The sequence below is a fragment of the Alginatibacterium sediminis genome (assembly GCF_003610775.1).
GTDB lineage: Bacteria > Pseudomonadota > Gammaproteobacteria > Enterobacterales > Celerinatantimonadaceae > Alginatibacterium > Alginatibacterium sediminis.
Genome location: NZ_RAQO01000002.1, coordinates 184,067 through 208,258, shown reverse-complemented (window position 1 = coordinate 208,258; position 24,192 = coordinate 184,067). Strand labels below are relative to the sequence as shown.

Below are 24,192 nucleotides of genomic sequence, written 5' to 3'. Positions count from 1 at the left end.
AAACAAGGGGCTGCCAGCGGTGAAAATCAAAGCGTGGCTTCATTCTACAGAAATTGACAAATTGGGCGACAAAAAAAGGGCCCGAAGGCCCTTTAACAATGATTACTTAAGTCATTTATTTAATGAGCATAAGTGGTTTTCCAGTCATTTGCTCTGGAATTTCCATACCCATTAGATTCAGCATTGTCGGAGCAATATCGCTTAGCTTGCCGCCTTCTACGGCTGTGGCTTCGCGGCCAACATAAATAAATGGAACCGGTAGGTTGGTATGTGCAGTATGTATGCCGCCAGTTTCAGGGTCGACCATTTGCTCCGCATTACCATGATCGGCTGTGATTAGGCATTCACCACCTGACTCTTTGAGAGCCTCTACAACGCGCCCAATTGAGTGGTCTACAGCTTCGCAAGCTTTAATCGCTGCATCATAAACGCCAGTATGCCCAACCATATCGCCATTGGGGTAGTTACAAATGATCACATCATACTCAGCGCTCTTAATCGCTGCGACTAGTTTGTCTGTCAGCATTTCGGAATTCATTTCTGGTTGCAGATCATAGGTAGCAACTTTAGGTGACGGGATAAGCTCTCGCTTTTCACCTTTGAATGGGTCCTCGTTGCCGCCATTAAAGAAGAAGGTTACGTGCGCATATTTCTCAGTCTCAGAGATCCGCAATTGCGTTTTACCCGCGCTTTCTAGTACTTCACCAAGGGTGTTTACTAAGTCTTCAGGTGGGTAGGCACTTAATGCTGGAATGTCTGCAGCGTACTGAGTCAACATGACAAACTCAGCATTTGGAACTTTACTACGCTCAAATCCATCAAATGTTGGTTCAACAAAGCATCGGGTAATTTCGCGAGCACGGTCCGCTCGGAAGTTCATAAATAATAGTGCATCGCCGTCGTTTATCGTGGCAGCACTTTCACCGATAACTGATGCTTTTACGAATTCATCATTTTCATCTCTAGCATAAGCAGCTTCAAGTGCTTCGGTTGCGCTCGCATACTGAAGTCCTTTACCTAGAGTTAATAGGTCATAGGCTTCTTGGACACGATCCCATCGATTATCTCGATCCATGGCATAGTAACGGCCAACCATAGATGCGATACGGCCTTTACCAAGTTGAGCAAACTTCTCATCAAAACGGGTAATGGTATTTTGAGCACTACGCGGTGGCGTGTCACGGCCATCAAGAAAAGCGTGTATGTAAATTTCTTCTGCACCACGCGCTGCTGCCAAATCAATCGCAGCCAACATGTGGTCTTCGTGGCTATGGACGCCACCTGGTGAAAATAGACCCATAATGTGAACCGCTTTCTGCGAAGCAACTGCTTTGTCTACTGCGCCACAGATAGTTGCGTTATCAAAGAAGGTTTTTTCAGCAATATCTTTGGTGATACGAGTGAGGTCTTGATAGACAACACGACCAGCGCCGATGTTTACATGACCTACTTCTGAATTCCCCATTTGACCGTCAGGCAAACCAACATCATAGCCTGAAGCTTGAATTAAGGTGCTTGCATTATTCGCCCAAAGCGCATCTAGGACGGGGGTTTTGGCATTTGCAACAGCGTTGTTACTGTTGTCTTCACGATAACCCCAGCCATCCATAATAATTAGCGCTAAGGTTTTTTTGCTCGCAGACATGATATCTCCCTAAAGGTATGAAATTTTGTTAAACGCGATAATACTGAAAGTTTACTACACTTTTGGAAATGTTCACCTGATCCAGCACAATTTGCTGTAATAAATCATCTACTCACTTGTTATCACCACTAATTTATTTGGTTGAGGCAGCTCTATTAACATTGGTTTACAAGCTTATAAGCGGGTTTAGCTTCACAAGATGATAGTTTCGATCAGCTGTGGCCACGGTAATAGCTGCTATTGTGGTATAGGCGGTGTATACTCTGCGGCCGAAACTTTAACTGATAAATGATGGGAATACTTGATGCAAGAAGTAATGGAATTTGTCGGCAACCACACGCTGATGTCTGTTGCCTGGCTCGGTCTTTTGGGCGCAATTATCTACAGCTTTTTTCAATCGGCGACTTCAAAAGTCAAGTCGGTGAGTAATCATGAAGCGACAATGCTGATCAATAAACAAGATGCTGTTGTGATTGATGTTCGAACTGCAGATGAGTTTAAAAAAGGGCATATTGCGGGCGCACATCACATTCCGCTCACACAAATCCAAGCAAATAACTTTACTCCTATTGAAAAGTTCAAAGCTACCCCAACCATCGTAGTATGCGAAACCGGAATGCGTTCTGGAACTGCTGGTAAAGCCATGGTTAAAGCTGGGTTTACACCCGTATATAGTTTGAGTGGTGGCATGGGTGAGTGGACAGCGTCGAAGTTGCCAGTAACTCGTAAAAAATAATAGAGTGATCTAAGAGCTCGTACATATTCATATTAAGAAGGTTTATTTAGCATGGCTGAAGAAGTTCAAAATGGCGCTGGTGAAGCGCAGCAACAAGTAGAATTCTCGATTCAACGTATCTATACCAAAGATATTTCTTTTGAAACGCCTAACTCTCCACAGATTTTCCAAGCTGAATGGAAACCTGAAGTTAAAGTTGATCTTGATACTAACAGTAGCAAGCTTGCAGACAACATCTATGAAGTTGTCCTGACTTTAACTGTAACGGCCAAAGTTGCTGATAAAACGGCTTTCCTTTGCGAAATCCAGCAAGGCGGTATCTTCACTTTAGGTAACCTACCTGAGCCGCAACTTGCGCATGCTATTAATGCATACTGCCCGAACATATTGTTCCCATATGCTCGCGAGTCAGTTTCAAACTTGGTTGCGCGTGGTTCATTCCCACAATTGAATCTAGCTCCGGTTAACTTTGATGCCTTGTTTGCGAACTACGTTCAACAACAAGTAGCAGCAAAAGAGGCAGAGACTCAAGCTTAATGGCTGTGTCTCAAGATGCCGCAATGGTGGTACTAGGAGCCGGCTCCTACGGTACCGCCTTAGCCATTGCGATTGCTCGCAATGGCCACAGAACTATTTTGTGGGGGCACGAGCCCGCGCACGTTGCTAATCTTGCTAAGGCGAGAGAGAACCAACAATTTCTAGCAGGGATCCCATTTCCTGAAAGCCTTGAGCTTTGCGATGATTTACAACTCGCGTTATCCCAGACTGATCACGTTCTAGTCGTTGTCCCAAGCTCGGTATTTGCTATGGTGCTTGAACAAGCAAAGCCGTTTTTGCGAAAAAATGCATCTATTGCTTGGGCCACTAAAGGGCTTGAGGCCAATAGCGGCAAACTATTATCGCAAGTGTGCGATGAAGTACTAGGCGATGATTTTTCTCAAGCGGTGATTTCCGGACCTACCTTTGCACGTGAGCTTGCCGCGGGTCTACCAACGGCTATTTCAGTGTCGTCTTCAGACACACAGTTGGTAAGCTACTTGGCGCAAACACTGCATTGTGAACGACACTTTAGGGTATATACCAACGACGACATTATTGGGGTGCAACTTGGCGGAGCGGTTAAAAACGTTATCGCTATTGGTGCGGGCCTTGCTGATGGACTCGGTTTTGGCGCAAATGCCCGTACAGCATTGATTACTCGCGGCCTTACTGAGATGACTCGCTTAGGTTTAGCCTTAGGCGCTAAAAATGAAACCTTTATGGGTATGGCGTGTTTAGGTGATTTAGTACTGACTTGTACTGATAATCAAAGTCGAAATCGTCGCTTTGGATTAGCTTTAGGTAAAGGCTTAAGTATTCAAGAGGCTGAAGAGTCGATTGGACAAGTGGTCGAAGGTTTTCGCAATACCAATGAGGTCTATTTATTGGCGCGTAAACATCAGGTAGAGATGCCGATTGTTGATCAAATCTATCAAGTTTTGTATCAAGGCAAATCAGTCAGTGAAGCGGCAAGAGATCTATTGGCTCGTTCGCAAAAAGATGAGTAAGCTTGTTCTTTAATTGATAAAACTGCGCGGCTTTAGCCGCGTTTTTTTTGTCATGTGGTTAGCGATAGTCAAATATAAGGATGTTATATCGTGCAAAAATCTTTAATCCGCGTGGTGGTAGCGTCTCAAAACCCGGTGAAAGTGGCTGCCATAAGAAATGCCATTGCTGCCTATAATCCTCAAGCACAGCTCGAAGTACAGGGAATAGATGCGCCGTCCGGCGTTCGCGAGCAACCCTTAAGCAACGCAGAAACCCGCCTAGGCGCGCTCAATCGGCTAGAATTTTGTCAAACTAAACATCAGGCCGACTATTACGCTGCTATTGAAGGTGGCGTGGATAACTTTGAAGATGGTCCTGCTACTTTTGCTTATGTTGTTATTGCTGATGGCCGTCAAACAAGCGTCGGAAGAGGAGCGCAATTACCGCTACCCATGAGTGTCTATCAATCACTATGCGAGGGGCAAGAACTGGGGCCTTTGATGGACCAGTTATTTAATACTCACAATATTAAGCAAAAAGGGGGCGCCATCGGTTTGTTAACTAATGGGCTTGCTAGCCGACAAGGAAACTATGAGCAGGCTGCTATTCTAGCGATGAGTCGTTTTGCATCCCCTAAGCTGTTTGGTGCAAAGGACAATTCAGATTAGCGAAGGGAACTTTGGCGAATAATTTTATAAAACATCGCTATCAGCTACACTAGTAAGGTAGGACATCAATTGCGTAAACCACAACTCGCTGTATAAACCATTTAGCAAAGCACTGTAGTTAGCCTGAAGGCAGCAGAGCAAAAAAATTGAGGATCATATGCGAATTATTAGACTGTTAACACTCGTAACTTTGATAGCTACAACATCTTCTGTGTTTGCTCAGGGAAAGCCGGACAACGGTTTGATTAATGTTCAAAGCGAACACAACTTTGCGAGAACCCGTAGCTTGTTACAAAAAGCACTGGATGACAAAGGCATGCGCACCATGACTCGTGTTTGGCACAGTCAATCGGCATCGATGATTGGCGTTGATTTAAGATCAACTGAATTATTCGTTTTTGGAAACTCTAAAGTGGGTTCTCCACTCATGGTCTGCGAACAGCTAATTGCCATTGATCTGCCACAAAAAGCCTTAGTTTGGGTCGATGAAGAAGATGTGACCTGGGTATCGTATAATGATCCGGCCTATTTACAACAACGACACCAAGTTGAAGGTTGTGACGAGTATTTTACTAAGATTTCTGGAGCACTGGCCGCGATATCGAAAGCCGCAACTCAATAGTTGCGTTGTGTTAGAACAGTGATGTGTTCGAATGGGGTTGCGAACACATCAACTTTAGGGCTTAAGATTCAGACTTTGAATCAGCTATTCTCTGCAAGTTTTCGTGGATCTTGAATAGAACAATCATCAACTCACACCAAATCCGAGCTCCAACAACGCCGCCAACCATCATCATCAAGCCACCGAATACATTGCTTTGATAGCCATTAAACATAGTTATTAAGCCGCTAATCACAGCGGATACTAATAAGATCCAATATACGAAAGTGATTATTTTAGGGGTGAGCATTGAGTCAAAAAAGAAGATCTGTTTCATACCGGTTCCTGAGGTTAATGTCGCTTTAATCGAGCTGCGTTTTAAACACTGTGAATGTCTATTTTCGCAATGAAAGTAACATCAAAAACTGAGACAGGCCAGTAAATACATCTAAATGGGTACCTCTAAGGTGTTGAGTGTTAAAGCATGTTTGTCGTTTTTTTAGCTGATCTGATATAAGGGTAGTCAATCTGGCTAGCTAAGGGAATAGAGATGGGAAAGCGATTCGAACAGTTGAACGATAAACAAGTTGCGTTTATTCAAGCTCAGCAGATTTACTTCGTTGCAACGGCTGCGCTGACGGGGCAAGTAAACCTTTCGCCTAAAGGTGGGGATAGTCTGCGAGTCATTGATAACAAGACCATCGCTTGGCTTAATTTGACCGGTAGTGGTAACGAGTCAGCAGCCCATGTGTTGCAAGAGTCTCGTATGACCTTAATGTTTTGCGCTTTCGAAGGTTCGCCACTTATACTTCGAACTTATGGGCATGCTCAGCTTATTCATAAAGCAGACCCTGAGTGGGATAGCTATGTGGGGCTATTTAAGCCTAGCGTTGCTGCTCGCCAGATCTTCATTTTGAATATCGATTTTGTATTGGCCTCGTGTGGCATGTCGGTACCGAATTATCAGTATTTAAATGACAGGGAAGACCTAAGTCAATGGTCTGAGCGCCAAGGAAAGTCGGGCATCGAAAAATACTGGCTAAAGAAAAACCAACAAAGTATCGATGGTTTTGAGACGCAGATAGCAGTGCGCAGCGGGATTTCAGAAGACTAGTTTATTCTGAGCGAAGGTTGCTGATAGCCGAGAACTCCTTGTGCAAACTCGTCATCAGATACCGGCAAGCTTATACCAATCACAGTAATTTATTGATCATTATAGTTTGACTAAAACACTAATCTCGTCGTCATAAGCCTTGTCATTGGAGGGTTAATAACAGCGACTTCTTGCTCAAGCTAGGCGTTCTATTACAACAAGTAAAAGACAAAAATATAATGGGATTGGTATTAATCATCGAGTCTGTGATAAGAAGCCCTTGGCACGTTTGTGCCTCGGGCAACAATGGTTTAGGTAGCTATTTCTTCAAAACGAGCAGTAAAGTGGCGCAGAACTTCGGGCTCGTAGCTAAAACTCAGTCCTTTCACCTTAGCGGCATTCTGTTTCACTTTTTCAAACGCTTCAATGATGAAATCCATATGGGTTTGGGTGTAAGTTGCCCGAGGAATGGTCAAGCGGAGTAACTCTGCTGGGCAAGGTAGTTGCTCACCTGTGTTTGGATCGCGTCCAAGTAGTAGTGAACCAATCTCTACTGAGCGTATGCCCGCAACTTTATAGAGTTCGCAGGCCAACGCGTGGGCGGGAAATTGATGGCTTGGTATATGTGGCAGTAGCTTGCCAGCATCCACAAACGCTGCGTGTCCGCCCGCTTGTTGGCATACCACACCTATTTTTTCCAGCCCCTCGACCAAATATTGAACCTGAGTTATCCGATAGGCAAGCCAGTCCAAATTCATACCGTCGTATAGTCCAACTGCAAGGCGCTCCATGGCGCCACCCTCCATGCCACCATAGGTAGGAAAGCCCTCTTGAACGACACACAGAGTTCTACATTGGGTATAAGCCTGCATTAAGCTGTCGTCTTTAAAGCACAGTAATCCACCCATCTGAACCATGGCGTCTTTTTTGGCCGACATTGCCAGTAAATCAGCATATTTGTAGCTTTCGCGAGTTATGTCTTGAATGCTCCAATCTTTGTAATCAGCTTCGCGCTGTTGGATAAAGTAGGCGTTTTCAGCATATCGTGCAGAGTCCATGACTACAGGTATTTCGTAGCGTTGCGCTATCTCATAAACGGCTCGTAAGTTGGCGATAGATACCGGCTGTCCACCGGCTGAATTACAGGTAATCGTACTCACAATGTAAGGCACGTTTTTAGGGCCCGCTTCGAGTATCGCATGCTCTAACTTCTCAATGTCGAAATTGCCTTTAAAGTCCGCATTCACCGCCGTGTCGAAAGCCGTTTCGGTATAGACGTTCTTAGCAACACAGCAGTTAATTTGGGTATGACCCTGTGTGGTATCAAAAAAGTAGTTTGATAGCGCAACCATTTTGCTGCGATCTAAGCCTTTTTCAAGTTCGCGTTGTTTTATTAATACGGGAATATAGATTTGCTCTGCACCGCGTCCTTGGTGAGTAGGAATGGTATGTTGGTAGCCGAAAATATCTTTAACCGCATTGGCGAGCGCGTAATAGCTGCGGCTTCCGCTGTAGGCTTCGTCACCACGAAACATTGCTGCTTGCATGTTTTGGGTAATCGAGCCAGTTCCGCTATCGGTAAGTAAGTCGATAAATACGTCTTCGCTATCGAGCAAAAACGGATTCATCCCGGCACCTTGTATTGCTTGCGCGCGATATTCGCTAGTAGTGCGTTTCACCGGCTCTACAACGCGGATTCGAAAGGGCTCGGGTAAGTGTTTAAAATTTTCCATAGTCATTAACCTTGATAACTTCGAAGATTTATATGCCGTCGAAGTGCTTACAAACACGCATTTAATATAGCGATAGACAAACTCGCTCGGTTAGTAGCGAAGGCGTGTTGGTAAATTAGAGAACAGTTGTGCGGCGATCACGGTTGATTGCTTAACACAGAGGTTTGTCTGATAAGAGACGAGTAAATGACTACTTAGATGGGAAAAAATACGCAATATTGGTATCGAGGTTATACCAAGTCAGTGATAGATTTAATGGTGTCATGGTTCTGTTTCTGCTTTTTTGTTTTCCTCATCCCCATTGTTCAACAGCTGTGGTTTTTAGTCACTGCTTAGTGGTTATTTATGCGATCCAAAGCTCAACAAAGTTCTCTAAATCGAGAGCGTTAAACCAATCGTCTACTAAAGGGGATACTTGTTAGTATTCGAATTACTATTGAAGGCCATGATATTACCATTTGGTATATCAGTTATAGCTTTAAATGATTTGAAAACACATCACCCCCCGCCTACTATTCATACAACTTCTGAGATAAACAATGCTTAGAAATAAGCTTTATCTCTGAACTCAAATTAAGTGCAGACCATTAAAGGGAATAATCGTAAAACAACAATTACTAGTGGGTGTTAGCTTAGTCGAAACGCGATCTGTGATGAGAGCATATAGCGTATACCTGTATTAGTTTGAACAAATAAATGTAAAACATATTGGGGTTTCAGCTTCTATCTGAAAAGGCAGGCATGCCAAGGATTCTCGACTAAAAGTCATAGTGATTCCTACTGAACACTATGTTGGATATTTCTTAAATTCAAATTAGGTGAATAAAATGAAACATATTTTACTAGCGGTTTTGCTTGCTACTACGTCGATATCAGCGTTGATTCCATTAAGCGCTTCTGCTCAAATCGTTGGTGATCATCGTGAAGATCGTCGTGATGACCGCCAAGACACGCGTGAAGTGTGCCGAGATCAAGAAGGTCATGGCAAAGATAAACGTGACTGTAAACAAGATGCAAGATAATGATGTGTTTATACCAATCACAGTAATTTATTGATCACTATTGTTTGACTAAAACACCAATCTTGTCGTCATAACTCTTGTCATTAGACCGCTAATAACCGCGACTTCTCCCTAAAGCTAAGCGTTTTAGTACAACAAGTAAAAGACCAAAAATATAATGGGATTGGTATTAGTAGGACGGTGATTGTTTTCGACAAAGCTTAGGCTGCAAGGGCTGTGATTTTAAGCGCTGATGCCTAGCTTTATGATTCTCATCGACAAGTTCGGTTAAGCAAACATAAGTTAATAAGAATTATGGTTAAAAGCACCAAATCGCTTTGGTGCTTTTGACAAGGGCATCAAACTAGTAGTAGCTGTGCTCGCCAGCTTCGTGTTCGGTAATATCGCGTACACCGGTCAATTCGCCTGGGAAGAGCTCTAGCAATTGTTTTTCGATACCTTCTTTTAGCGTGAAGTCGACTTGGCTACAACCGTTACACCCGCCACCAAACTGCAGTACTGCTACGCCTTGATCGTCAAGTTCTAACACAGTGACATTACCACCATGTGAAGCCAATCCAGGGTTCACTTGAGTTTGAATGACATACTCAACGCGCTCGATCAAAGAAGCGTCATCGCTAACTTTTTTCATTTTTGCATTGGGTGCTTTGAGGGTCAGCTGTGCGCCCATTTTGTCAGTGACATAATCAATTTCTGCTTCTTCAAGATAAGCGACACTGGTGTCATCAACCAAGGCGTCAAAATACTTGAACTTAAGACGAGTATCCTCATCTTCTACAGAATCAATAGGGCAATACGATACCCCACACTCGGCATTTGGGGTTCCTGGGTTTACCACAAATACCCGAATGTTGGTCCCTTCCGGCTGTTTTTCGAGCAGTTTAGCGAAATGCTCTTGCGCCGAATCCGAAATGTGAATCATGCTTTTCCTTAATACCTGAGTTTATTACTAGGTTAATTGTAATGATTTTGCGCTTAAGTGCCAGTCTTGTTTGGTTTTGCGGTGCGAGCGATTAGCCAAACCCCCACTCGTTGCACTCCGGCAGCTTTTAATTGTTTGCTTAAGCAATTTAATGTGGCTCCTGTGGTCATCACATCATCAATAAGAACTATGTGTTTAAGCTTAGGTTTTGCTCTTAAACTGAAGCGTTTGATCAAAGCAATTTGTCGTTGTTTCGCATTGAGCTGAGCCAGGCTTTTAGTTTGGAATGTACTTTTGAACAGAGCATCGGTGGGGATCTGACTGAATTGACTGAGGTACTGGCACAGGGCTTGGCTTTGATTGAATCCACGGCGATGTTTTTTCCACCAGTGCATAGGGACGAAAACAAATTGCTCGACATCATAGCTATAATCGGAGAACTGTAGCCACATCTGCTGTGCAAATAATTTAGCTAGCGAGCGTTGTTTTTGATACTTAAATTTTTTTATGAGTGCAGCATAAGGCCAGTCAAAATCACTAAGGCAGTAACTATAATCAAAGTAGGGCGGTTGGCTAAGGCATTCGCCGCATAAGCCATCAAATGTCACCTCTATTGCGCATTGTGGACAGCGTGTTTTTTGGGGGAGCTGCAGACGCTGCCAACACCATTGGCAGCAAGCATGTTCTGTCTCACCTAAGGGCTGCATGCAGACCGGACACATCACTAAGCTTGCGAGTATTTTTTGGATTTTGGGTCCCATCTTCCGTTAGTATTGGCGTTCAATCTAATTAGTGTAGGCTATTTTGTTAACTATCGACTCAAATATCAATAGACCAGATTTGGTGTTGATCCACGGCTGGGGAATGAACTCAGAAATTTGGCAAGGTATTCGTGGGGAGCTAGAACCTCATTTTAAACTGCACTGTCTAGACCTACCTGGTTTTGGTAATGCTTTGGCAACCGACGATTATAGTCTCGATAACATCTGTAAGTTAGTTCTAGAAAACCTACCGCAGAAGGCAATTTTTGTTGGTTGGTCTCTCGGAGGTTTAGTCGCAACTAATATCGCCATCACCTATCCACAACGAGTCCAAGCTTTGGTGACCGTTGCCGCAAGCCCTTGCTTTGAGCAACAAGCGCAGTGGCCCGGAATGCAGGCAAGCGTTTTAGAACAGTTTGCTAAAGGATTAAGCCAAAATTTTAAGCGAACCTTAAATCAGTTTATGGCAATTCAAGCAATGGGCAGCCCCCATGCAAAAGCTGAGATTAAGCAGCTGCGAACTTGGCTGGAAACTAAGCCTGTGCCCAGTCAACAAACCTTGGAACAAAGTTTAGCCTTGCTAAAAAATAGCGATTTGCGTTCACAGCTTGGTCAAATTGAGCTTCCGTTTATCCAAGTTTACGGCTATTTAGATCGTCTTGTTCCGCGTCAAGCTATTGAAAAAATAAGAGAACTTAACTCAAATGCGCAACAACTTGTGTTCCGCGATGCGTCCCACGCACCTTTTATCTCTGATCCTGCCGAATTTTGTAGTGCAATAAAGCGGCATTTACTGGCGTAATATTAATCATTTGTTATAATTGTGGACGGCAGATTGCGACTTTTTAACTACTTGTTGTTGGTTGCATCGACTCAAGACTAGCAGTCGTCGAATTAGCATCTAACACAGAGCGCTTTTTAAGGTATGCTAAAAGTGAACAGCTTAGGCGGTAAACATGCAGATTACAGGTAATTCGGCGAGCCAATCAGGCTTACAACTACTGCGTGAAGCGGACCAAAAAATCGCTAATAATGCTCAGCAAATAGCGAGTTCATCATTGGTCGATAAAGGGCAAACAACACAGCCGCTTACCGAATCAATAATTCATTTAACTGAGGCTGAGCATAGTGCTCGCATCGGCGCAAAAATTATCGCTGCTGCTGACGAAGCCTTAGGAACATTAATCGATATTAAGGTGTAATTTTGAATATCAATGTCACAGCGCCCAACATGATTCCGTTAGCGGTTAACCCGCCGACTGATAGTGCGCGCCGTGATAAATTGCTACGTGAGGTTATCCCACCGACCAAAGAGTTATCACCCTACGCCAAAGAATCGCAAGTGGGCTCGCAAAAAGATAACTTTAAGAGCAGTACCCAACCGCCAGCAACCCAACAACAAGAATCCAACAAAGTTGAAGCTGCGAATATCAATGACGACCTGCGAATTCCTGATGACCCAAACGATGGGCAATCTGGTTCACAACAAGACTCAAGCCAGTCTGACGCTAAACAGCAAAACCCGAACGCTGGTAATCAATTAAGCGAGCAAGAACAGGCCAAAGTTCGTGAGCTTGAGAAACGTTCTCTCGAAGTTGAAACCCATGAACAGCAACACGCTGCGGCTGGAGGACAATATGCTTCAGCGCCTAGTTATACTTATGAGCGTGGTCCTGACGGTAAAAATTATAAAGTTGATGGCGAAGTCAGCATTGATGTCGCTCCGATAGCCAATGACCCGCAAGCGACTATCGACAAGATGCGTCAAGTTAAGCGTGCGGCTCAAGCTCCTAGTCAAATGTCGGCAGCTGATCGGCAAGTGGCTTCTCAAGCCGCAAGTCAACTCGCAGCAGCGCAACGCGAACTTGCAGCACAGAAAAGGGAACAGATAGAAGGCTCGCAAGAATCCGATGACGAAGCGCAAGCGACTCAAACTGCGGGACAACTACAAGCGTTTCCTGAACCAGAAAAAAAATCCTCGACCGATAGTGAATTCGAACCATTCACGCCATTTGAGTTAGAACCTAAAAACAGCCAAGAAACCTTTGAAAGAAACTATGCTGCAATCAAGGAATCTATGGATGAGCGCATTTCAACTATTCAAAACCGCTATCAAAACAGTTATGCAAACTTAGAGATTGCGCGGCCTAACCTTTCGATTACAGCTTAGTCACTATTTTTTAGCGTGGCAAATGCATCTGCAAATGCACTGTTAGTTGGCTTGCTTTGTTTCTTTGTTGGCGCTTTAATTCTATGGTTTGTTGATGACTTCGCCATTGGTGCTTGACTCGGTTTCACCGTTTGCGCGCTTACTACCTCACTACGCATGCTTAAAGCAATACGCTTGCGCTGAATGTCCACTTCTAGCACCGTTACTTTAACTATGTCGCCAGCTTTGACGATTAAGTGCGGATCTTTAACAAAGCCATCTGCGAGCATTGATATGTGAACCAAGCCATCTTGATGCACCCCGATGTCTACAAAAGCGCCAAAATTGGTAACGTTGGTTACGACACCTTCAAGTCTTTGGTTTGGAGCAAGATCGTTGATGGTTTCGACCCCATCTTTAAAGCTAGCCGTTTTAAATTCTGGACGAGGGTCTCGACCGGGCTTTTCGAGTTCAGCAACCACATCTTTAACCGTAGGCAGACCAAATTGATCATTCACATATTGGCCTAAATCCAATTGTTCTAGCTGCTTAGAGTTATTGAGTAGTTCATCTATTTTTAGGCCGCTGTCTTGTTGCATGGCTTTAACTATAGGATAGGCCTCGGGATGCACGCCACTGTTATCGAGAGGGTTTTTTGCTCCTCGGATGCGCAAAAATCCGGCGGCTTGTTCAAAGGCTTTAGGACCAAGGCGTGGTACCTTCTTGAGTTGTGAACGTGCGCTAAATGCACCATTAAGGTCGCGGTATGCCACGATATTCTCAGCTAAGCTAGCACTCAAGCCTGAAACATGCGAAAGCAAGGGAGCTGAAGCGCTATTAAGTTCAACGCCCACTGCATTTACACAGTCTTCAACTACGGTGTCTAGTTGTCTATTAAGATCAACTTGGTTAACGTCATGTTGATATTGTCCGACCCCAATGGCTTTGGGATCAATCTTAACTAGTTCTGCAAGTGGGTCTTGTAGACGTCGGCCAATAGAAACGGCTCCGCGCAAGGTGACGTCCATATTCGGAAACTCTTGGGCTGCCAACTTTGACGCAGAATAGACTGAGGCACCGGCTTCACTCACCATGACTCGCTGTAAGTTGCTTGCCCCCATTTTGCTTTGCATTTCTGCAACTAGCTTCTCGGTTTCGCGGGAGGCGGTACCATTGCCGATACTGATGAGCTCAACGCTATGCTTTTTCACCAGTTTTTCTATCAGTGATAAACTCTGACTCCACTGATTTCTTGGTGCATGTGGGAAAATAGTATCTGTATCAAGTACTTTGCCGGTTGCATCAACAACCGCAACTTTAACTCCCGTCCGTAGCCCAGGATCTAAAGCTAAGGTTGTTTTGGTACCAGCGGGGGCTGCGAGTAACAAGTCTTTCAGGTTCTTAGCAAACACTGAAATTGCTTCTTGCTCACTGCGTTGACGTAGTTTAGCGATGAGTTCAGTTTCCAAACTAGGGCTAAGCTTGGTTTGCCAGCAACTACTAACGACGGATGTTAACCAAGAGTCTCGGGCATTCGTACTGCTTCGGATTTGAAGATGATTAGCAATCAACTCAATTGCTGCTTGCGGGCCTAAATGCTCAGGTAGTGCTAGCTTTAAACGTAAATATCCAGCTTGTTTACCGCGAAGTAGCGCCAGTGCACGATGCGATGGAAGCTTTGATATCAATTCCTGATAATCAAAGTAATCACGGAACTTTTGCGCTTCTTGCTCCTTCGCTGGAACGAGGCGACTCACCAAAGATGCGTGCTTCTCTAGTAGTTTTCGCAGTTTGCCAATAAGCTGGGAATCGGTTGCAAACTGCTCAGCCAGAATGGAGCGGGCGCCATCAAGCACTAATTTTACATCGCTAAAGCCGGCTTTCTCATTGAGGTAACTCTTCGCCAAAAGCTCTGGAACCTGATTGGGGTTTTGGAATAGCTGTTTAGCTAACTCACCAAGGCCGGCTTCAATTGCAATTTGACCTTTGGTACGGCGCTTACTTTTGTAAGGCAGGTACAAATCTTCTAACTCGGTTTTACTACTAGCGCCATTAATTTTGTTCAGTAAGTTAGGATCAAGTTGGCCTAGCTCCTCGATCGCTTTAATGATGACAACTCGGCGCTGTTCAAATTCAGTCAAGTAGGCAAGGCGACTCTCAAGGGTACGCAATTGCTCATCATCTAAACCACCGGTTTTCTCTTTGCGGTAGCGAGCGATAAATGGGATCGTACAGCCTTCATCTATGAGCGCTAAAGTAGCTTCTACTTGTTGGGGCTTACACCCAATTTCGCTGGCAATCTGGCGTGAAATTTTTACGGAAAATTGAGTATGTTCAGACATCGAGGGCTCACAAAAATGGTTTGCACCACCTTAGATATATTCCGAGCAATTGGCAAATGGCTTTACCGTATTCACTGTATTGAGGGGATGGTTGGCAATTTAGGAGCTTATACCCAATCTACAAATATTTAATCAGCGTCCAAAACGGTGTTAGTAGCTTAACTAGTAACTGCGTTGTTACCTTGATCCAAGCAAATTTATATACGACTCATAAGGACCTCAATGCCTTGACTGGGCAAAGAGGTTACTAAAATTAATTAAAGGCTTGAGTAGAATGCTGCAATGTTAGCGATATCTTCGGGTGTTAAAGTCGCCGTCATTGCGGCCATAGTTGGATCAATACGCGTCCCGTCTTTGAATGCGATAATTTGCTTTTCCAAATAGGTGGCTTTTTGACCCGCTAAGTTGGGGTAAATTTCTGCGTTCGAAATACCATTGGCGCCGTGACAAGCGATGCACATCGCTGATTTAGTTTGACCTTCGGCAATATCAGCTGCAAAGGCTGAACTTGTACTCAAAATGACGCCAAGCCAAAAAGCCGAAGAAACATTTTTTAATAACATTGGTTTTCCTTGTAAAAAAAAAGAAGGGGCGAGCCCCTTCATCCATCATGCAATCGAAGCGCTAAACAATGTTTCGCGGCGCAAAAGAGAACGCTCTGAATTCATGTTTATATTTCGATTCGCCAAGTTTCTTAATATTAGCGACACCCATTTTATAGTTGTAGTTGCCGCTAATTTGGTCGACTACGCGAGTGGTTAAGGCGTTACTTGGTTGACGCATATCGATCATATTGGCGTATAAGCAACCTTGCTTGGTTGACTCAGTTACAATCGCAACTGCCGTGACGGCGGCTTTATCCAATTTGATGTGTCCGTTTTCCATAAGCTTGGTAAATTGGAAGTCGTCGCCATGAACACCCAGAATCGTATCTTTAAAGTTAGCTACCCGGTCTGAATACATCATGACCTGATCACCCGATTCAATCCCCCGCTTTTTAGCGTCTTCTGGGTGGATTTCAACCCAGTTTTCTGGCCAGCGTTGCATCACGTAGGCACGGCGTTCAACATCATCGAAGCCTGATTGCCAGATTTCATTAATGCGGCCATTGGAGAACCAAAGTTCGTCTTCGCGAGGTTGTAGCCAAGCGTAAAAGTCACTAAATAAGCCCCAAGGGTGTTTCTGCAAATTAACTTTACCGGTTTGGCTGTTAAAGGCTGTGAGTTGCTTCTTCAGTACGTTTGCACCTTGAGGTCCATCACTTAAGCCTTTTTCTGCCAGTTCTTCACTGGTCATTTCGGTGTCGTGCAAGCGTTTGGTGCCCACCAATTTCTTGGTATCATAGTTGTAGAAAACCGGACCTTGTATGCCGTCAGTACCGTATTCTCTAAGCTTCTCATGCAGAGTTTTACCTTCCGCGTGAGCAGCTACTTTGATCATATTGAAATCTTTACGGCTACCACGACTAAAGCGTGAGGCTTCTTCGGCGACATCGTTGGAGTTTTCCCAATCAAAGCCGTCATAACCCATACGTTTAGCCAATTGTGAAATGATCCACCAATCGGGTTTTGCATGCCCAGGAGCGTCAGCAAATTTCTGGTAAAGACGTAAGCGACGCTCGCCATTAGCACGCATAAAGTCGACTTCGCCCCAGGTTGCAGCAGGGAACACGATATCTGCAAACTTCGCCCCAATTGGGTCGCGTAAATAGATGTCTTGGTTAATAACAACCATGCCACCTGAGTCTGCACGAGCTTTGAGTGTATCGATAATCTCTTGTTTGTCGTAGGTATAAACTTGGTGCGGATTGGCCGTTGTGAGTTCCCAAAACTTTTTCTGTAAGCCTTGGCTACCACACATGGCTTGGATCCAAGTGGTTCCAATAACATGTGCCATACGGGTATGACCGGAATACAAATAGCGGTCGGTATCAATGGCGCGACGTCTGCGACCAGGTACTTTCTCAGGAGACTTATTACGTGGAAGTTTACCACCAGATTGCCCACCACGTTGGTGACCACCAAAGCGACCAATCACTCGGCCTTCTCGTCCACCCGTACCAATCACCGACGCCAAAGCAGAAATCGCGTTGGTATTCCCGGTATTGTTTGACCAATAAAAGCCTTTCTCGATACCAATTGATGCGCGAGGGCGTTTGTCACCATCAGGCTTAGCCAGCATTTCTGCGGCTAAGAATAGCTTGTCGACGTCGATGCCAGCCATTTGGGCGGCATACTCAGGGTCATATTCCTTTTGCGCCAAGTTCCATTTTTTATAGTCTTCGAAACCATCAGTTTGGAATTTGCCCCAAGTTGTACGCCACTGCCAAGGTGTGTTTCGCGTACCTTGCCCGAAGCCTGAACTTGATTCCCATTTGTTATTTACCCAGTTCTCAATCCACTCGTTATCCTGCCAGCCGTTTTCTAGAATGATGCGAATGATTGCACCTACAACTAGTGTGTCAGAGCCTGGGTTGAGATCGATGTGTAAACCACCCTGTTTCTTCAACCAGGCAATACCAGCTGTTTCGCGAGGGTTCAGAATCACAGTTTTCATGCCGCGTTGTACCGCTGGCATAATGAATTGAGTAAAGATAATGGTTTTAGTTTCGTAAGGGTCAGTACCGCAGATCATTAAGGTATCTGCAGCGCCCCAGTCATCGTAACTCGGTCCAAAGTTATCAAAGCCGGCATCTCTAAAGCCCGGGGTTGATGTCACATCACTCGGTGTGTCATGGAAACTAAAGTTTGCCGTATTCACATGTCGTAAGGCGTACTTGGTTATCGCGTATGTATTTTCAATATATTGATATGAGTAGGTTTTTACGCAATAAGCGTTCGCACCATGATTATCAATAACATGGCGTCCAACTTCAGCTGCGATTTCAAGAGCGAAATCCCAAGGCACGGGCTGTAAACTACCGCCAATACGCACCAATGGTTGGGTTAAACGGTCGCGAGTACCGGTTGATGGGTTGTAGAGTTTTTGAGCCAGTAAGCCACCGCGCATGGATGAGTCACCAGTCTTGTTGACCGCTTTAGCGTCTTTATCAGGGACAATGACAATATTGTGCGGTTTACCTTGGTGCATAACCACGTTGTGCTGCGCCGGTGCAACCCAAGACTGTAAGGGAGCTGTCGGAAATTGAACCCCAAAGGCGTTTTCATCAGCGCCAAGCCCACCATTAGGCTGCTCTAAACCCCAGCGATATACTTTGTAGCCGCAAGCTACAATACAATAATCGCAAGCCGTGGTTATGACATCAGCATTGGCTGGCGGTAGCGGTGCATGGTCTTCAGGTATATAAAAATTAGTCGTCATGATTAGGCCTCCTGCATCGCGATAATATTGTCAGTTCTGCCAAATAGCAGCCCCATAATCCCAACCGCATAAATGTCATCACCGTCTAGCTCAAGTAACACCTGAGGCAAGCTTTCATAGGCTTGACCACTAACAATTATTCCGTGGCGTCGCATATCAAAGGTAGACAGATGGAATGGACATTGGCCTAACACACGGTGTTCGCCCACAACTTTGTATTGTCCGATCAATGGTCCTCCTTGGTGAGTACACATTAATGAGAAACCAACCACGTCTTGTTTTTCACCAAGACCACCGCCGGCAGGGACATCCATTTTAACTAGAATGGCTTGCGAGTTGGGTCCGTCATCGGGATAGTTGAAATAAACGGGCTCATTTTCTTTAAGCGCGCTTAATTTCCCAATGTTCATCCGCGGATAGCCAACAACGCGTGCTTTGGTTTGTTTGGCTTGAGCAGTGCCAGGGAACAAAGTAATCGACATAATGCTTGCTGCCCCTGCGCTTGCTCCTGAATACATCAAGAACTCGCGTCGAGATAGCATACACTTGCCGTGCTCCTCTGCGCTTTCCTTACGCTTCTTTTTGTCGAAAATCATTTTTTCACCTCGGCAAGTTGTTCTTCACTAAATAGGCGTTGGTAACCTGGAACTTTCGGCGGAGTCATTGTCATTTTCTCCCCGGAAAAGGCTTCAACAAACGAAACTAGAGCAGCTTTTTCAGCATCATCAAGTCCAAGTGGTTTGATCAAATCGCTCTTGGTTTTAAAGCTTGAGCTACGGCCATCGGCAGCAACACCACCCAAATTATAGAAATCGACAACATCAGCTAAGGTTGCAAGCGTGCCGTTGTGCATATAAGGCGCGGTGTACAGGGTGTAGCGTAAACTTGGAGTACGGAACTTACCCTTCATGTCTTTGCGTTTTCCGCGGAAGTAGACACCCGGGTCTGACTTAGTCTCGCGATACATTTTCTCGTTACTACCTTTGGCATACAGCTCATAGCGGAAGGTAATTTGAGCAAGTGCATCCGACTCCCAGCGAAGGTTACTAGGTACACCCACGTTGTAGTTCTTTTGATCAGATGCAAGCGCTCCGTTATGGCAGGCTATGCAATTCGCTTTGCCTTCAAACAATGCTTTCCCTTCAATTTGCTGCTGACTTAAGGCACTTTTGTCGCCAGCTAAATAGCTATCTAATGGTGTATCGGTTTGGACTAAGGTGCGCTCAAAAGCAGCGATGGCTTTCCACGCATTACTCACCTTGGGATAGTTGTCGCCAAAGACTTCATTAAAGGCTTTCACATACTCAGGCACCAATGCTAAGCGTGCTTCCATTAAGTCGTCTTCACCATTGCCGGCAACGCCACCTTTGGCGGCGCTTTTAGCTTGTCCTTCAAGTGATTTTGAAGATCCCGCCCAAAACAAATTACCGTAATAAGCTGAGTTAATGATGGTTTGACTGTTACGCCAGTGCACGGTACCCGGATAACCTAAGGATAGGTCAGTTGGGAAATCCCAACCTAATGCCGGATTGTGACAAGCCGAGCAAGGAGTTGAAGTATCACCACCAAGTTTACCGTCAAAAAAGAGAACCTTACCCAATTCAACCTTTGCGTCTGTCATTGGGTTGTCTAGTGGCACGGGTACAGGACCTAGCGGGGATAAGCCAGGATAAGATTGACCATTAAGCTCAACCATTGGGGCCGGCTCTTGGCTTTGTTTGTCGTCTGCATGCGCGGGCATGTTAGCGAAGGCTAAAAACGCGGATGCGAGCATCGACAAGCTGATCGTAGTGTTTTTCATCTCGAGCTCCTTAGTTTTTAACGTTCTTCCAGTCGGTAATGACTTCGTACTTATAGTCATTCTTTGACCACACGTGCTTATCAGTATCGAGAAGTTCACCAGATAATGAACGTAAGAAAGACACTAAATCTTTTTGTTCTTGGTCGCTTAAATCTAGTGGCTTAATTGCTGGGTCCTTGTGGCTATCTTCGCCGCCACCAACGTTGTAAAACGCAACAACATCCTCAAGGCTCGCGAGCATACCGTTATGCATGTAGGGGGCGGTATGAACCAGTTCACGCAAGCTAGGTGTCATGAATTTTCCCATGTCACTACCATCAGCTTTGTGCTTTTGAACGTGTGCACCGACATCGCGTTTTAGGTTCATGTAGTTTTCAACACCCATAAACATATTGAACGCAATAAAGGTTTGATGACGCATTGGGTCTCGGAATATCTCTAGGTTTTCTGGAACACCTGTGTTGTGGGCTTTTCCATCACTGAGTAATGGACCGCTGTGACAAGCTACGCAACCCGCTTTGCCGGTAAATAAGGCTAATCCGGCTTGTTCATTTTTTCCCAGATCACCGCGGTCAAATGCTGTTGGTTCAGAGAGTAGTGTTTTCAGGTACTCAGGAATTGCGTTACGCACGCCACCGTTTGAGGGCTCACCCATACCAGCTTCTTTAAACATCGCGACATAAATTGGATCTTGCTTAAGGCGTTCTTGCATTAAGCGCATGTCCATATTCATTAACCAATCTTCGGTTAAGTTTTCGCGGGTAACATCATTGAGATTTGTGCCGAGTCGTCCATCGTGAAACCACGACTTTTTGTAAGCGGTGTTCATTAAAGATGGTACGTTGCGGAATCCTTCGCTCCCCGTATAGGCAGGACCCATTTGACTTGAGTTGGCGAAGCCAAATTTGGCCTCGTGACAAGATGCGCAAGATAAAACTGTGTTCCCAGACAATCGCTTGTCGAAGAAGAGTCGTTTTCCTAATTCTGCTTTGGCTGTATCGACTTTGAGCTCGGGTAAAGCGGATATTTTCATATCGGTGTCTTGCCCATGAGCTGTGAGTGAAAATACAGCTGTAGCAGCAAGGATAAGCATTTTTTTCATAGGTTGCCCCTTAGCTTCCAGCTAGAGCGGCGTTGTAAACTCAAACGCTGCAAATAATAGTTCCTCGTGAACTATTGAGCATTTATTAAGCCAAGTTGTAACTTTCTTTAAACCCTTGCTGTTATAGGGTTTTGTCTCAAATATATAGAACTAATACGCTACAAATTGAACGTTTCGTTAAAACCATTATTTTGAGTTTGAACAAAACATTAAATAGTCGAATAAGGGTCATAAGTCCCTCAAAGATGTGGGCGCTAATTATCTGGTTTCTCAGTAATATTTATTATCTGAGGCTTCGGCATAGTTCGTGCTTAAACAAGCTACTAACCAACGTTCTCTTCATGTGGGTTGGATTTCTCTAGGCTATTACAGGAAGTGAACATGCCAGACAATAATCGCATCGTCGTTAACAGCACCCAGATTAAAGCCAACGCACAGGATCTACTTTCGAATTATCTTGAGCAAGGTAATGAAGCTCAACGCTGCTTTAGCGCATCTGCTGTTGCACAGGCAAAAATGCTAAGTGCAGTGCCAGCCTTAACGCAAGGGCTATATCACGAAGATCCCGACGTAGTTATTGATTGCGCTAATGCTTTAGAAAAACTACCTGGGGCAGGTGCTCGAGAGCTCGAAGAAGTCGCTCGCTTTCATCCCGAAGGAGATGCCCGTTTAAGTGCGTTAAAAGCCTTATGGTTCTGTGCGCAAAACTTATCGGAGCAACAAAACAAGAACGACAGTTACCGAAAAATACGCTACCTATTTTCAGAATTTGCGTTAGGGCGTCCTAGTGATGAAAGCTTTGAGTTGAGCGGTGATTGGGATGACTGGTGGGATTTACAATTGTACGCGGTCACGTGTCTACTACAGGATATACAAACAGATGACCTTCAATTGTTTTCAGACCTTTTGGCAGATGATCCCGAACCTGAATTACTAAAACTACTTTGTCAGGGCATGGCGAAATTAGCACCAGAGCAACTTATTAGCCTATATGCAGACAAGCCAAGCAATATACGCCGGCAAATAGTCAAGGCTTTAGCTCTGGCTCCGTCGCAATCTGCGCCCTTGGTGTGTGAGTTCTTATTGCAGCAGTTACTAAGTAATGATGTCATCGTACGCGCGCTATCGATTGAGTCACTTTCCAATTTTATGGATAACAACATCAGCCATGAAATTCTTATGCGTGCTTGCGATCCATCAGCGGAAGTTAGGGCTGCGGCTTTCACTGCCATGCTACGCAGCCAGTATCAATTTAGTTTTGAGTTACTTCTTGCTTTAATTAACGGCAGTGATGACCTTACAACGACGTTTTATTTGCGATTGTTTGCGCAAATCGGAACCCCAATTAATACGCAGCAACAAGCTGAATTGGCCTTACTAGGTGAAAACCTTGAGACTCAGTCCCTACTAAGCTTAGTTGAATTACTAGATGTTGAGCTCTTAGAGTCGATTCATAGAGAGAGCTTGCTTTTGGGTTTACTAGAACAACTCAAACCAGATTTATCCTCAGAGATAATGAGTCAGATATTACGTCAAGTTCGACGTTTCCCTGCACATGAAGAGCACAGCTTGCCATCGCTTAAGCATATTATTGAAGAACGAAGCAATGATCGCGAAGGTCCATTGTTTGAGAGTAGCGTACGCTTAGCTGCAATTGAGGCGCTGGTGGATATCGATGGCAGCCGTCATCTAAAAAAGCTGGTGCTTGGCGAGCTGGCTAATGACGAAGCTATCGCTGTCACAGTAATTGAACCTAGTGTTGATGAGCAAACTGATAGCCCAGATACAACATTGGAATCCCAGTTGGAGGCACGAACTCAAAGCACTGGTGAGTACCAAGCACTAACTACAGTTCCACTTTCAACCTTGGCTGCTATTGAGCAAATCAGTGTTGAACAAAACTTAAAAATTGAGCAACAACCGCAAGTTTCTAGCCAAGACCACATTATGGGATTGGCGAATCAGTTAGATGACTCATTGCAAGATTACGTCGATATTGTGCAAGGAAATTTTGATAGTGCAGATAATCTTGATCTAAATCGCAAAAAGAAAGCTCGTTTACCCGAATTTGATAATCAAATTCTAGCGGTGCGAGCTTTGGCCAGTGGTAACAATGAGGCGAATCAACTGCTACTGATTGAGGCATTGCTAGGTGCAAGCCCGGTATTACATCGCGAGATACTCACCAGTTTGACTCAGCTTTGTTCAACCAAACAAGGCCGTAAAGTGGCTAGCAATGCTATTGGAAGCGCTGGTAACGCGATGCATCATGGCGACGTATTAAGCAAACAAGCCGCTGCTCAGCTATTGAGTTATATGCCGCGTTCCAAAGCTATACCATTGCTACTATTTGCGGTAAACGATAGCAATGCGCACGTACGCTTGGCTTGTTTAGTTGCCTTGCAAAGCCATATCGGAAAATCGGGTATGCAAAGCTACGTGGAAGGTTTAAGCAGCATATTGCAGCGCCGACTTGTTGATAGCGAAACTGGTGTTCGAAAGGCTGCATTTTCTTTGTTTGCTAAGTTAGGTATCGATAGCCTAAGTGTCGAGATACAAGAACAGATGCTGAAGGCTGCGATAGAAAATGATGAATGCTATGTGTTAGCAACTAGTGCTTTTGAACCCATCGCGCTTTGGGCTTTAATGAATTTAACCCAAAGCCTACCTGAATTAGAGGCTGAGTCGGAAAAACGTGCGATTGCTCTCATTGGCAGCCTGTTGAAATATAGTTAGACCAACAATGGTCTACACTGGGCTCCTATAAAG

At 44.7% G+C, this 24,192-nt stretch carries 23 protein-coding genes; 11 read left to right on the top strand and 12 right to left on the bottom strand.

Features of this window, described 5'->3' with window-relative positions; translation table 11 throughout:
• Positions 1-115 precede the first annotated feature (115 nt).
• Positions 116-1,645, bottom strand: a complete 1,530-nt coding sequence (gene gpmM, locus DBZ36_RS02225) for a 2,3-bisphosphoglycerate-independent phosphoglycerate mutase (RefSeq protein WP_120353290.1) — start codon at positions 1,643-1,645, stop codon at positions 116-118.
• A gap of 304 nt (positions 1,646-1,949) precedes the next feature.
• Here gpmM and DBZ36_RS02220 point away from each other — a divergent pair, with 304 nt between their 5' ends.
• The 5 genes from DBZ36_RS02220 (at position 1,950) to DBZ36_RS02200 (ending at position 5,198) form a co-directional block, all read left to right on the top strand.
• Positions 1,950-2,381, top strand: coding sequence for a rhodanese-like domain-containing protein (locus tag DBZ36_RS02220; RefSeq protein ID WP_120353289.1), 432 nt, complete (start codon positions 1,950-1,952; stop codon positions 2,379-2,381).
• A 51-nt stretch (positions 2,382-2,432) separates the two neighbouring features.
• On the top strand, positions 2,433-2,918 hold the full coding sequence (gene secB, locus DBZ36_RS02215; protein ID WP_120353288.1) for a protein-export chaperone SecB: 486 nt from the start codon (positions 2,433-2,435) through the stop codon (positions 2,916-2,918).
• Between the two features lie 5 nt (positions 2,919-2,923).
• Entirely contained in the window at positions 2,924-3,928 is a 1,005-nt protein-coding gene (gpsA, locus tag DBZ36_RS02210) for an NAD(P)H-dependent glycerol-3-phosphate dehydrogenase (RefSeq protein WP_199711760.1), read from the top strand.
• A 90-nt stretch (positions 3,929-4,018) separates the two neighbouring features.
• Positions 4,019-4,576, top strand: coding sequence for an inosine/xanthosine triphosphatase (gene yjjX / locus DBZ36_RS02205; RefSeq protein WP_120353286.1), 558 nt, complete (start codon positions 4,019-4,021; stop codon positions 4,574-4,576).
• Between the two features lie 157 nt (positions 4,577-4,733).
• Positions 4,734-5,198 (top strand): DUF302 domain-containing protein, encoded by a 465-nt coding sequence (locus DBZ36_RS02200; protein WP_120353285.1) that lies wholly within the window; start codon positions 4,734-4,736, stop codon positions 5,196-5,198.
• A gap of 61 nt (positions 5,199-5,259) precedes the next feature.
• Here DBZ36_RS02200 and DBZ36_RS02195 read toward each other — a convergent pair whose 3' ends face one another.
• A complete protein-coding gene (locus DBZ36_RS02195) occupies positions 5,260-5,514 on the bottom strand; it encodes a DUF4282 domain-containing protein (RefSeq protein WP_120353284.1) in 255 nt (84 codons plus the stop codon).
• A gap of 213 nt (positions 5,515-5,727) precedes the next feature.
• Between DBZ36_RS02195 and DBZ36_RS02190 the strand changes: the two genes are divergently transcribed.
• Positions 5,728-6,291 (top strand): pyridoxamine 5'-phosphate oxidase family protein, encoded by a 564-nt coding sequence (locus DBZ36_RS02190; protein ID WP_120353283.1) that lies wholly within the window; start codon positions 5,728-5,730, stop codon positions 6,289-6,291.
• A gap of 290 nt (positions 6,292-6,581) precedes the next feature.
• Here DBZ36_RS02190 and tnaA read toward each other — a convergent pair whose 3' ends face one another.
• Together tnaA and tnaC are read right to left on the bottom strand one after the other, a co-directional pair.
• On the bottom strand, positions 6,582-8,003 hold the full coding sequence (tnaA, locus tag DBZ36_RS02185; RefSeq protein WP_120353282.1) for a tryptophanase: 1,422 nt from the start codon (positions 8,001-8,003) through the stop codon (positions 6,582-6,584).
• Positions 8,004-8,193: 190 nt separating this feature from the next.
• Entirely contained in the window at positions 8,194-8,268 is a 75-nt protein-coding gene (gene tnaC, locus DBZ36_RS20810; protein ID WP_120353375.1) for a tryptophanase leader peptide, read from the bottom strand.
• A gap of 562 nt (positions 8,269-8,830) precedes the next feature.
• Here tnaC and DBZ36_RS02175 point away from each other — a divergent pair.
• Complete coding sequence (locus tag DBZ36_RS02175; RefSeq protein ID WP_120353281.1) at positions 8,831-9,025, top strand: hypothetical protein; 195 nt, start codon at positions 8,831-8,833, stop codon at positions 9,023-9,025.
• 343 nt (positions 9,026-9,368) lie between these two features.
• Here DBZ36_RS02175 and nfuA read toward each other — a convergent pair whose 3' ends face one another.
• Both nfuA and DBZ36_RS02165 read right to left on the bottom strand, forming a co-directional pair.
• Entirely contained in the window at positions 9,369-9,947 is a 579-nt protein-coding gene (gene nfuA, locus DBZ36_RS02170) for a Fe-S biogenesis protein NfuA (RefSeq protein ID WP_120353280.1), read from the bottom strand.
• Positions 9,948-10,000: 53 nt separating this feature from the next.
• Positions 10,001-10,708 carry a ComF family protein gene (locus DBZ36_RS02165; protein ID WP_120353279.1) on the bottom strand — a complete coding sequence of 236 codons (708 nt, stop codon included), beginning with the start codon at positions 10,706-10,708 and terminating at the stop codon, positions 10,001-10,003.
• Positions 10,709-10,790: 82 nt separating this feature from the next.
• Between DBZ36_RS02165 and bioH the strand changes: the two genes are divergently transcribed.
• From bioH to DBZ36_RS02150, 3 genes are all read left to right on the top strand, one after another.
• On the top strand, positions 10,791-11,510 hold the full coding sequence (gene bioH, locus DBZ36_RS02160; RefSeq protein WP_267900168.1) for a pimeloyl-ACP methyl ester esterase BioH: 720 nt from the start codon (positions 10,791-10,793) through the stop codon (positions 11,508-11,510).
• A gap of 154 nt (positions 11,511-11,664) precedes the next feature.
• Positions 11,665-11,910, top strand: coding sequence for a hypothetical protein (locus DBZ36_RS02155; RefSeq protein WP_120353277.1), 246 nt, complete (start codon positions 11,665-11,667; stop codon positions 11,908-11,910).
• Positions 11,911-11,912: 2 nt separating this feature from the next.
• Positions 11,913-12,878, top strand: coding sequence for a putative metalloprotease CJM1_0395 family protein (locus tag DBZ36_RS02150; protein WP_120353276.1), 966 nt, complete (start codon positions 11,913-11,915; stop codon positions 12,876-12,878).
• Here the strand turns inward: DBZ36_RS02150 and DBZ36_RS02145 are convergent.
• The 6 genes from DBZ36_RS02145 to DBZ36_RS02120 all read right to left on the bottom strand — a co-directional run bounded on the left by DBZ36_RS02145 (position 12,875) and on the right by DBZ36_RS02120 (position 21,423).
• Positions 12,875-15,199: a Tex family protein gene (locus DBZ36_RS02145; RefSeq protein ID WP_120353275.1), complete on the bottom strand. Its 2,325-nt coding sequence runs from the start codon at positions 15,197-15,199 to the stop codon at positions 12,875-12,877. The genes DBZ36_RS02150 and DBZ36_RS02145 overlap by 4 nt on opposite strands.
• 257 nt (positions 15,200-15,456) lie before the next feature.
• Complete coding sequence (locus DBZ36_RS02140; protein ID WP_120353274.1) at positions 15,457-15,762, bottom strand: c-type cytochrome; 306 nt, start codon at positions 15,760-15,762, stop codon at positions 15,457-15,459.
• Positions 15,763-15,823: 61 nt separating this feature from the next.
• Positions 15,824-18,520 carry a molybdopterin-dependent oxidoreductase gene (locus DBZ36_RS02135; protein ID WP_120353273.1) on the bottom strand — a complete coding sequence of 899 codons (2,697 nt, stop codon included), beginning with the start codon at positions 18,518-18,520 and terminating at the stop codon, positions 15,824-15,826.
• Between the two features lie 2 nt (positions 18,521-18,522).
• Positions 18,523-19,116, bottom strand: a complete 594-nt coding sequence (locus DBZ36_RS02130; RefSeq protein WP_120353272.1) for an arsenate reductase (azurin) small subunit — start codon at positions 19,114-19,116, stop codon at positions 18,523-18,525.
• Positions 19,113-20,321: a cytochrome-c peroxidase gene (locus DBZ36_RS02125; RefSeq protein WP_120353271.1), complete on the bottom strand. Its 1,209-nt coding sequence runs from the start codon at positions 20,319-20,321 to the stop codon at positions 19,113-19,115. Before DBZ36_RS02125 ends, DBZ36_RS02130 begins: the two co-directional genes overlap by 4 nt.
• Before the next feature lie 10 nt (positions 20,322-20,331).
• Positions 20,332-21,423, bottom strand: a complete 1,092-nt coding sequence (locus DBZ36_RS02120; RefSeq protein WP_120353270.1) for a cytochrome c peroxidase — start codon at positions 21,421-21,423, stop codon at positions 20,332-20,334.
• A gap of 381 nt (positions 21,424-21,804) precedes the next feature.
• Between DBZ36_RS02120 and DBZ36_RS02115 the strand changes: the two genes are divergently transcribed.
• The gene (locus tag DBZ36_RS02115; RefSeq protein ID WP_120353269.1) at positions 21,805-24,159 is read left to right on the top strand and encodes a HEAT repeat domain-containing protein; all 2,355 of its coding nucleotides are present in this window, start codon (positions 21,805-21,807) and stop codon (positions 24,157-24,159) included.
• Positions 24,160-24,192: the final 33 nt, after the last annotated feature.

Excerpts from the sequence above, each read along its gene's own strand:
- gpmM (WP_120353290.1), bottom strand. The coding sequence starts at position 1,645 with ATGTCTGCGAGCAAAAAAACCTTAGCGCTAATTATTATGGATGGCTGG.
- DBZ36_RS02220 (WP_120353289.1), top strand. The coding sequence starts at position 1,950 with ATGCAAGAAGTAATGGAATTTGTCGGCAACCACACGCTGATGTCTGTT.
- secB (WP_120353288.1), top strand. The coding sequence starts at position 2,433 with ATGGCTGAAGAAGTTCAAAATGGCGCTGGTGAAGCGCAGCAACAAGTA.
- DBZ36_RS02200 (WP_120353285.1), top strand. The coding sequence starts at position 4,734 with ATGCGAATTATTAGACTGTTAACACTCGTAACTTTGATAGCTACAACA.
- DBZ36_RS02195 (WP_120353284.1), bottom strand. The coding sequence starts at position 5,514 with ATGAAACAGATCTTCTTTTTTGACTCAATGCTCACCCCTAAAATAATC.
- DBZ36_RS02190 (WP_120353283.1), top strand. The coding sequence starts at position 5,728 with ATGGGAAAGCGATTCGAACAGTTGAACGATAAACAAGTTGCGTTTATT.
- tnaA (WP_120353282.1), bottom strand. The coding sequence starts at position 8,003 with ATGGAAAATTTTAAACACTTACCCGAGCCCTTTCGAATCCGCGTTGTA.
- DBZ36_RS02175 (WP_120353281.1), top strand. The coding sequence starts at position 8,831 with ATGAAACATATTTTACTAGCGGTTTTGCTTGCTACTACGTCGATATCA.
- nfuA (WP_120353280.1), bottom strand. The coding sequence starts at position 9,947 with ATGATTCACATTTCGGATTCGGCGCAAGAGCATTTCGCTAAACTGCTC.
- DBZ36_RS02165 (WP_120353279.1), bottom strand. The coding sequence starts at position 10,708 with ATGGGACCCAAAATCCAAAAAATACTCGCAAGCTTAGTGATGTGTCCG.
- DBZ36_RS02155 (WP_120353277.1), top strand. The coding sequence starts at position 11,665 with ATGCAGATTACAGGTAATTCGGCGAGCCAATCAGGCTTACAACTACTG.
- DBZ36_RS02145 (WP_120353275.1), bottom strand. The coding sequence starts at position 15,199 with ATGTCTGAACATACTCAATTTTCCGTAAAAATTTCACGCCAGATTGCC.
- DBZ36_RS02140 (WP_120353274.1), bottom strand. The coding sequence starts at position 15,762 with ATGTTATTAAAAAATGTTTCTTCGGCTTTTTGGCTTGGCGTCATTTTG.
- DBZ36_RS02135 (WP_120353273.1), bottom strand. The coding sequence starts at position 18,520 with ATGACGACTAATTTTTATATACCTGAAGACCATGCACCGCTACCGCCA.
- DBZ36_RS02130 (WP_120353272.1), bottom strand. The coding sequence starts at position 19,116 with ATGATTTTCGACAAAAAGAAGCGTAAGGAAAGCGCAGAGGAGCACGGC.
- DBZ36_RS02125 (WP_120353271.1), bottom strand. The coding sequence starts at position 20,321 with ATGAAAAACACTACGATCAGCTTGTCGATGCTCGCATCCGCGTTTTTA.
- DBZ36_RS02120 (WP_120353270.1), bottom strand. The coding sequence starts at position 21,423 with ATGAAAAAAATGCTTATCCTTGCTGCTACAGCTGTATTTTCACTCACA.
- DBZ36_RS02115 (WP_120353269.1), top strand. The coding sequence starts at position 21,805 with ATGCCAGACAATAATCGCATCGTCGTTAACAGCACCCAGATTAAAGCC.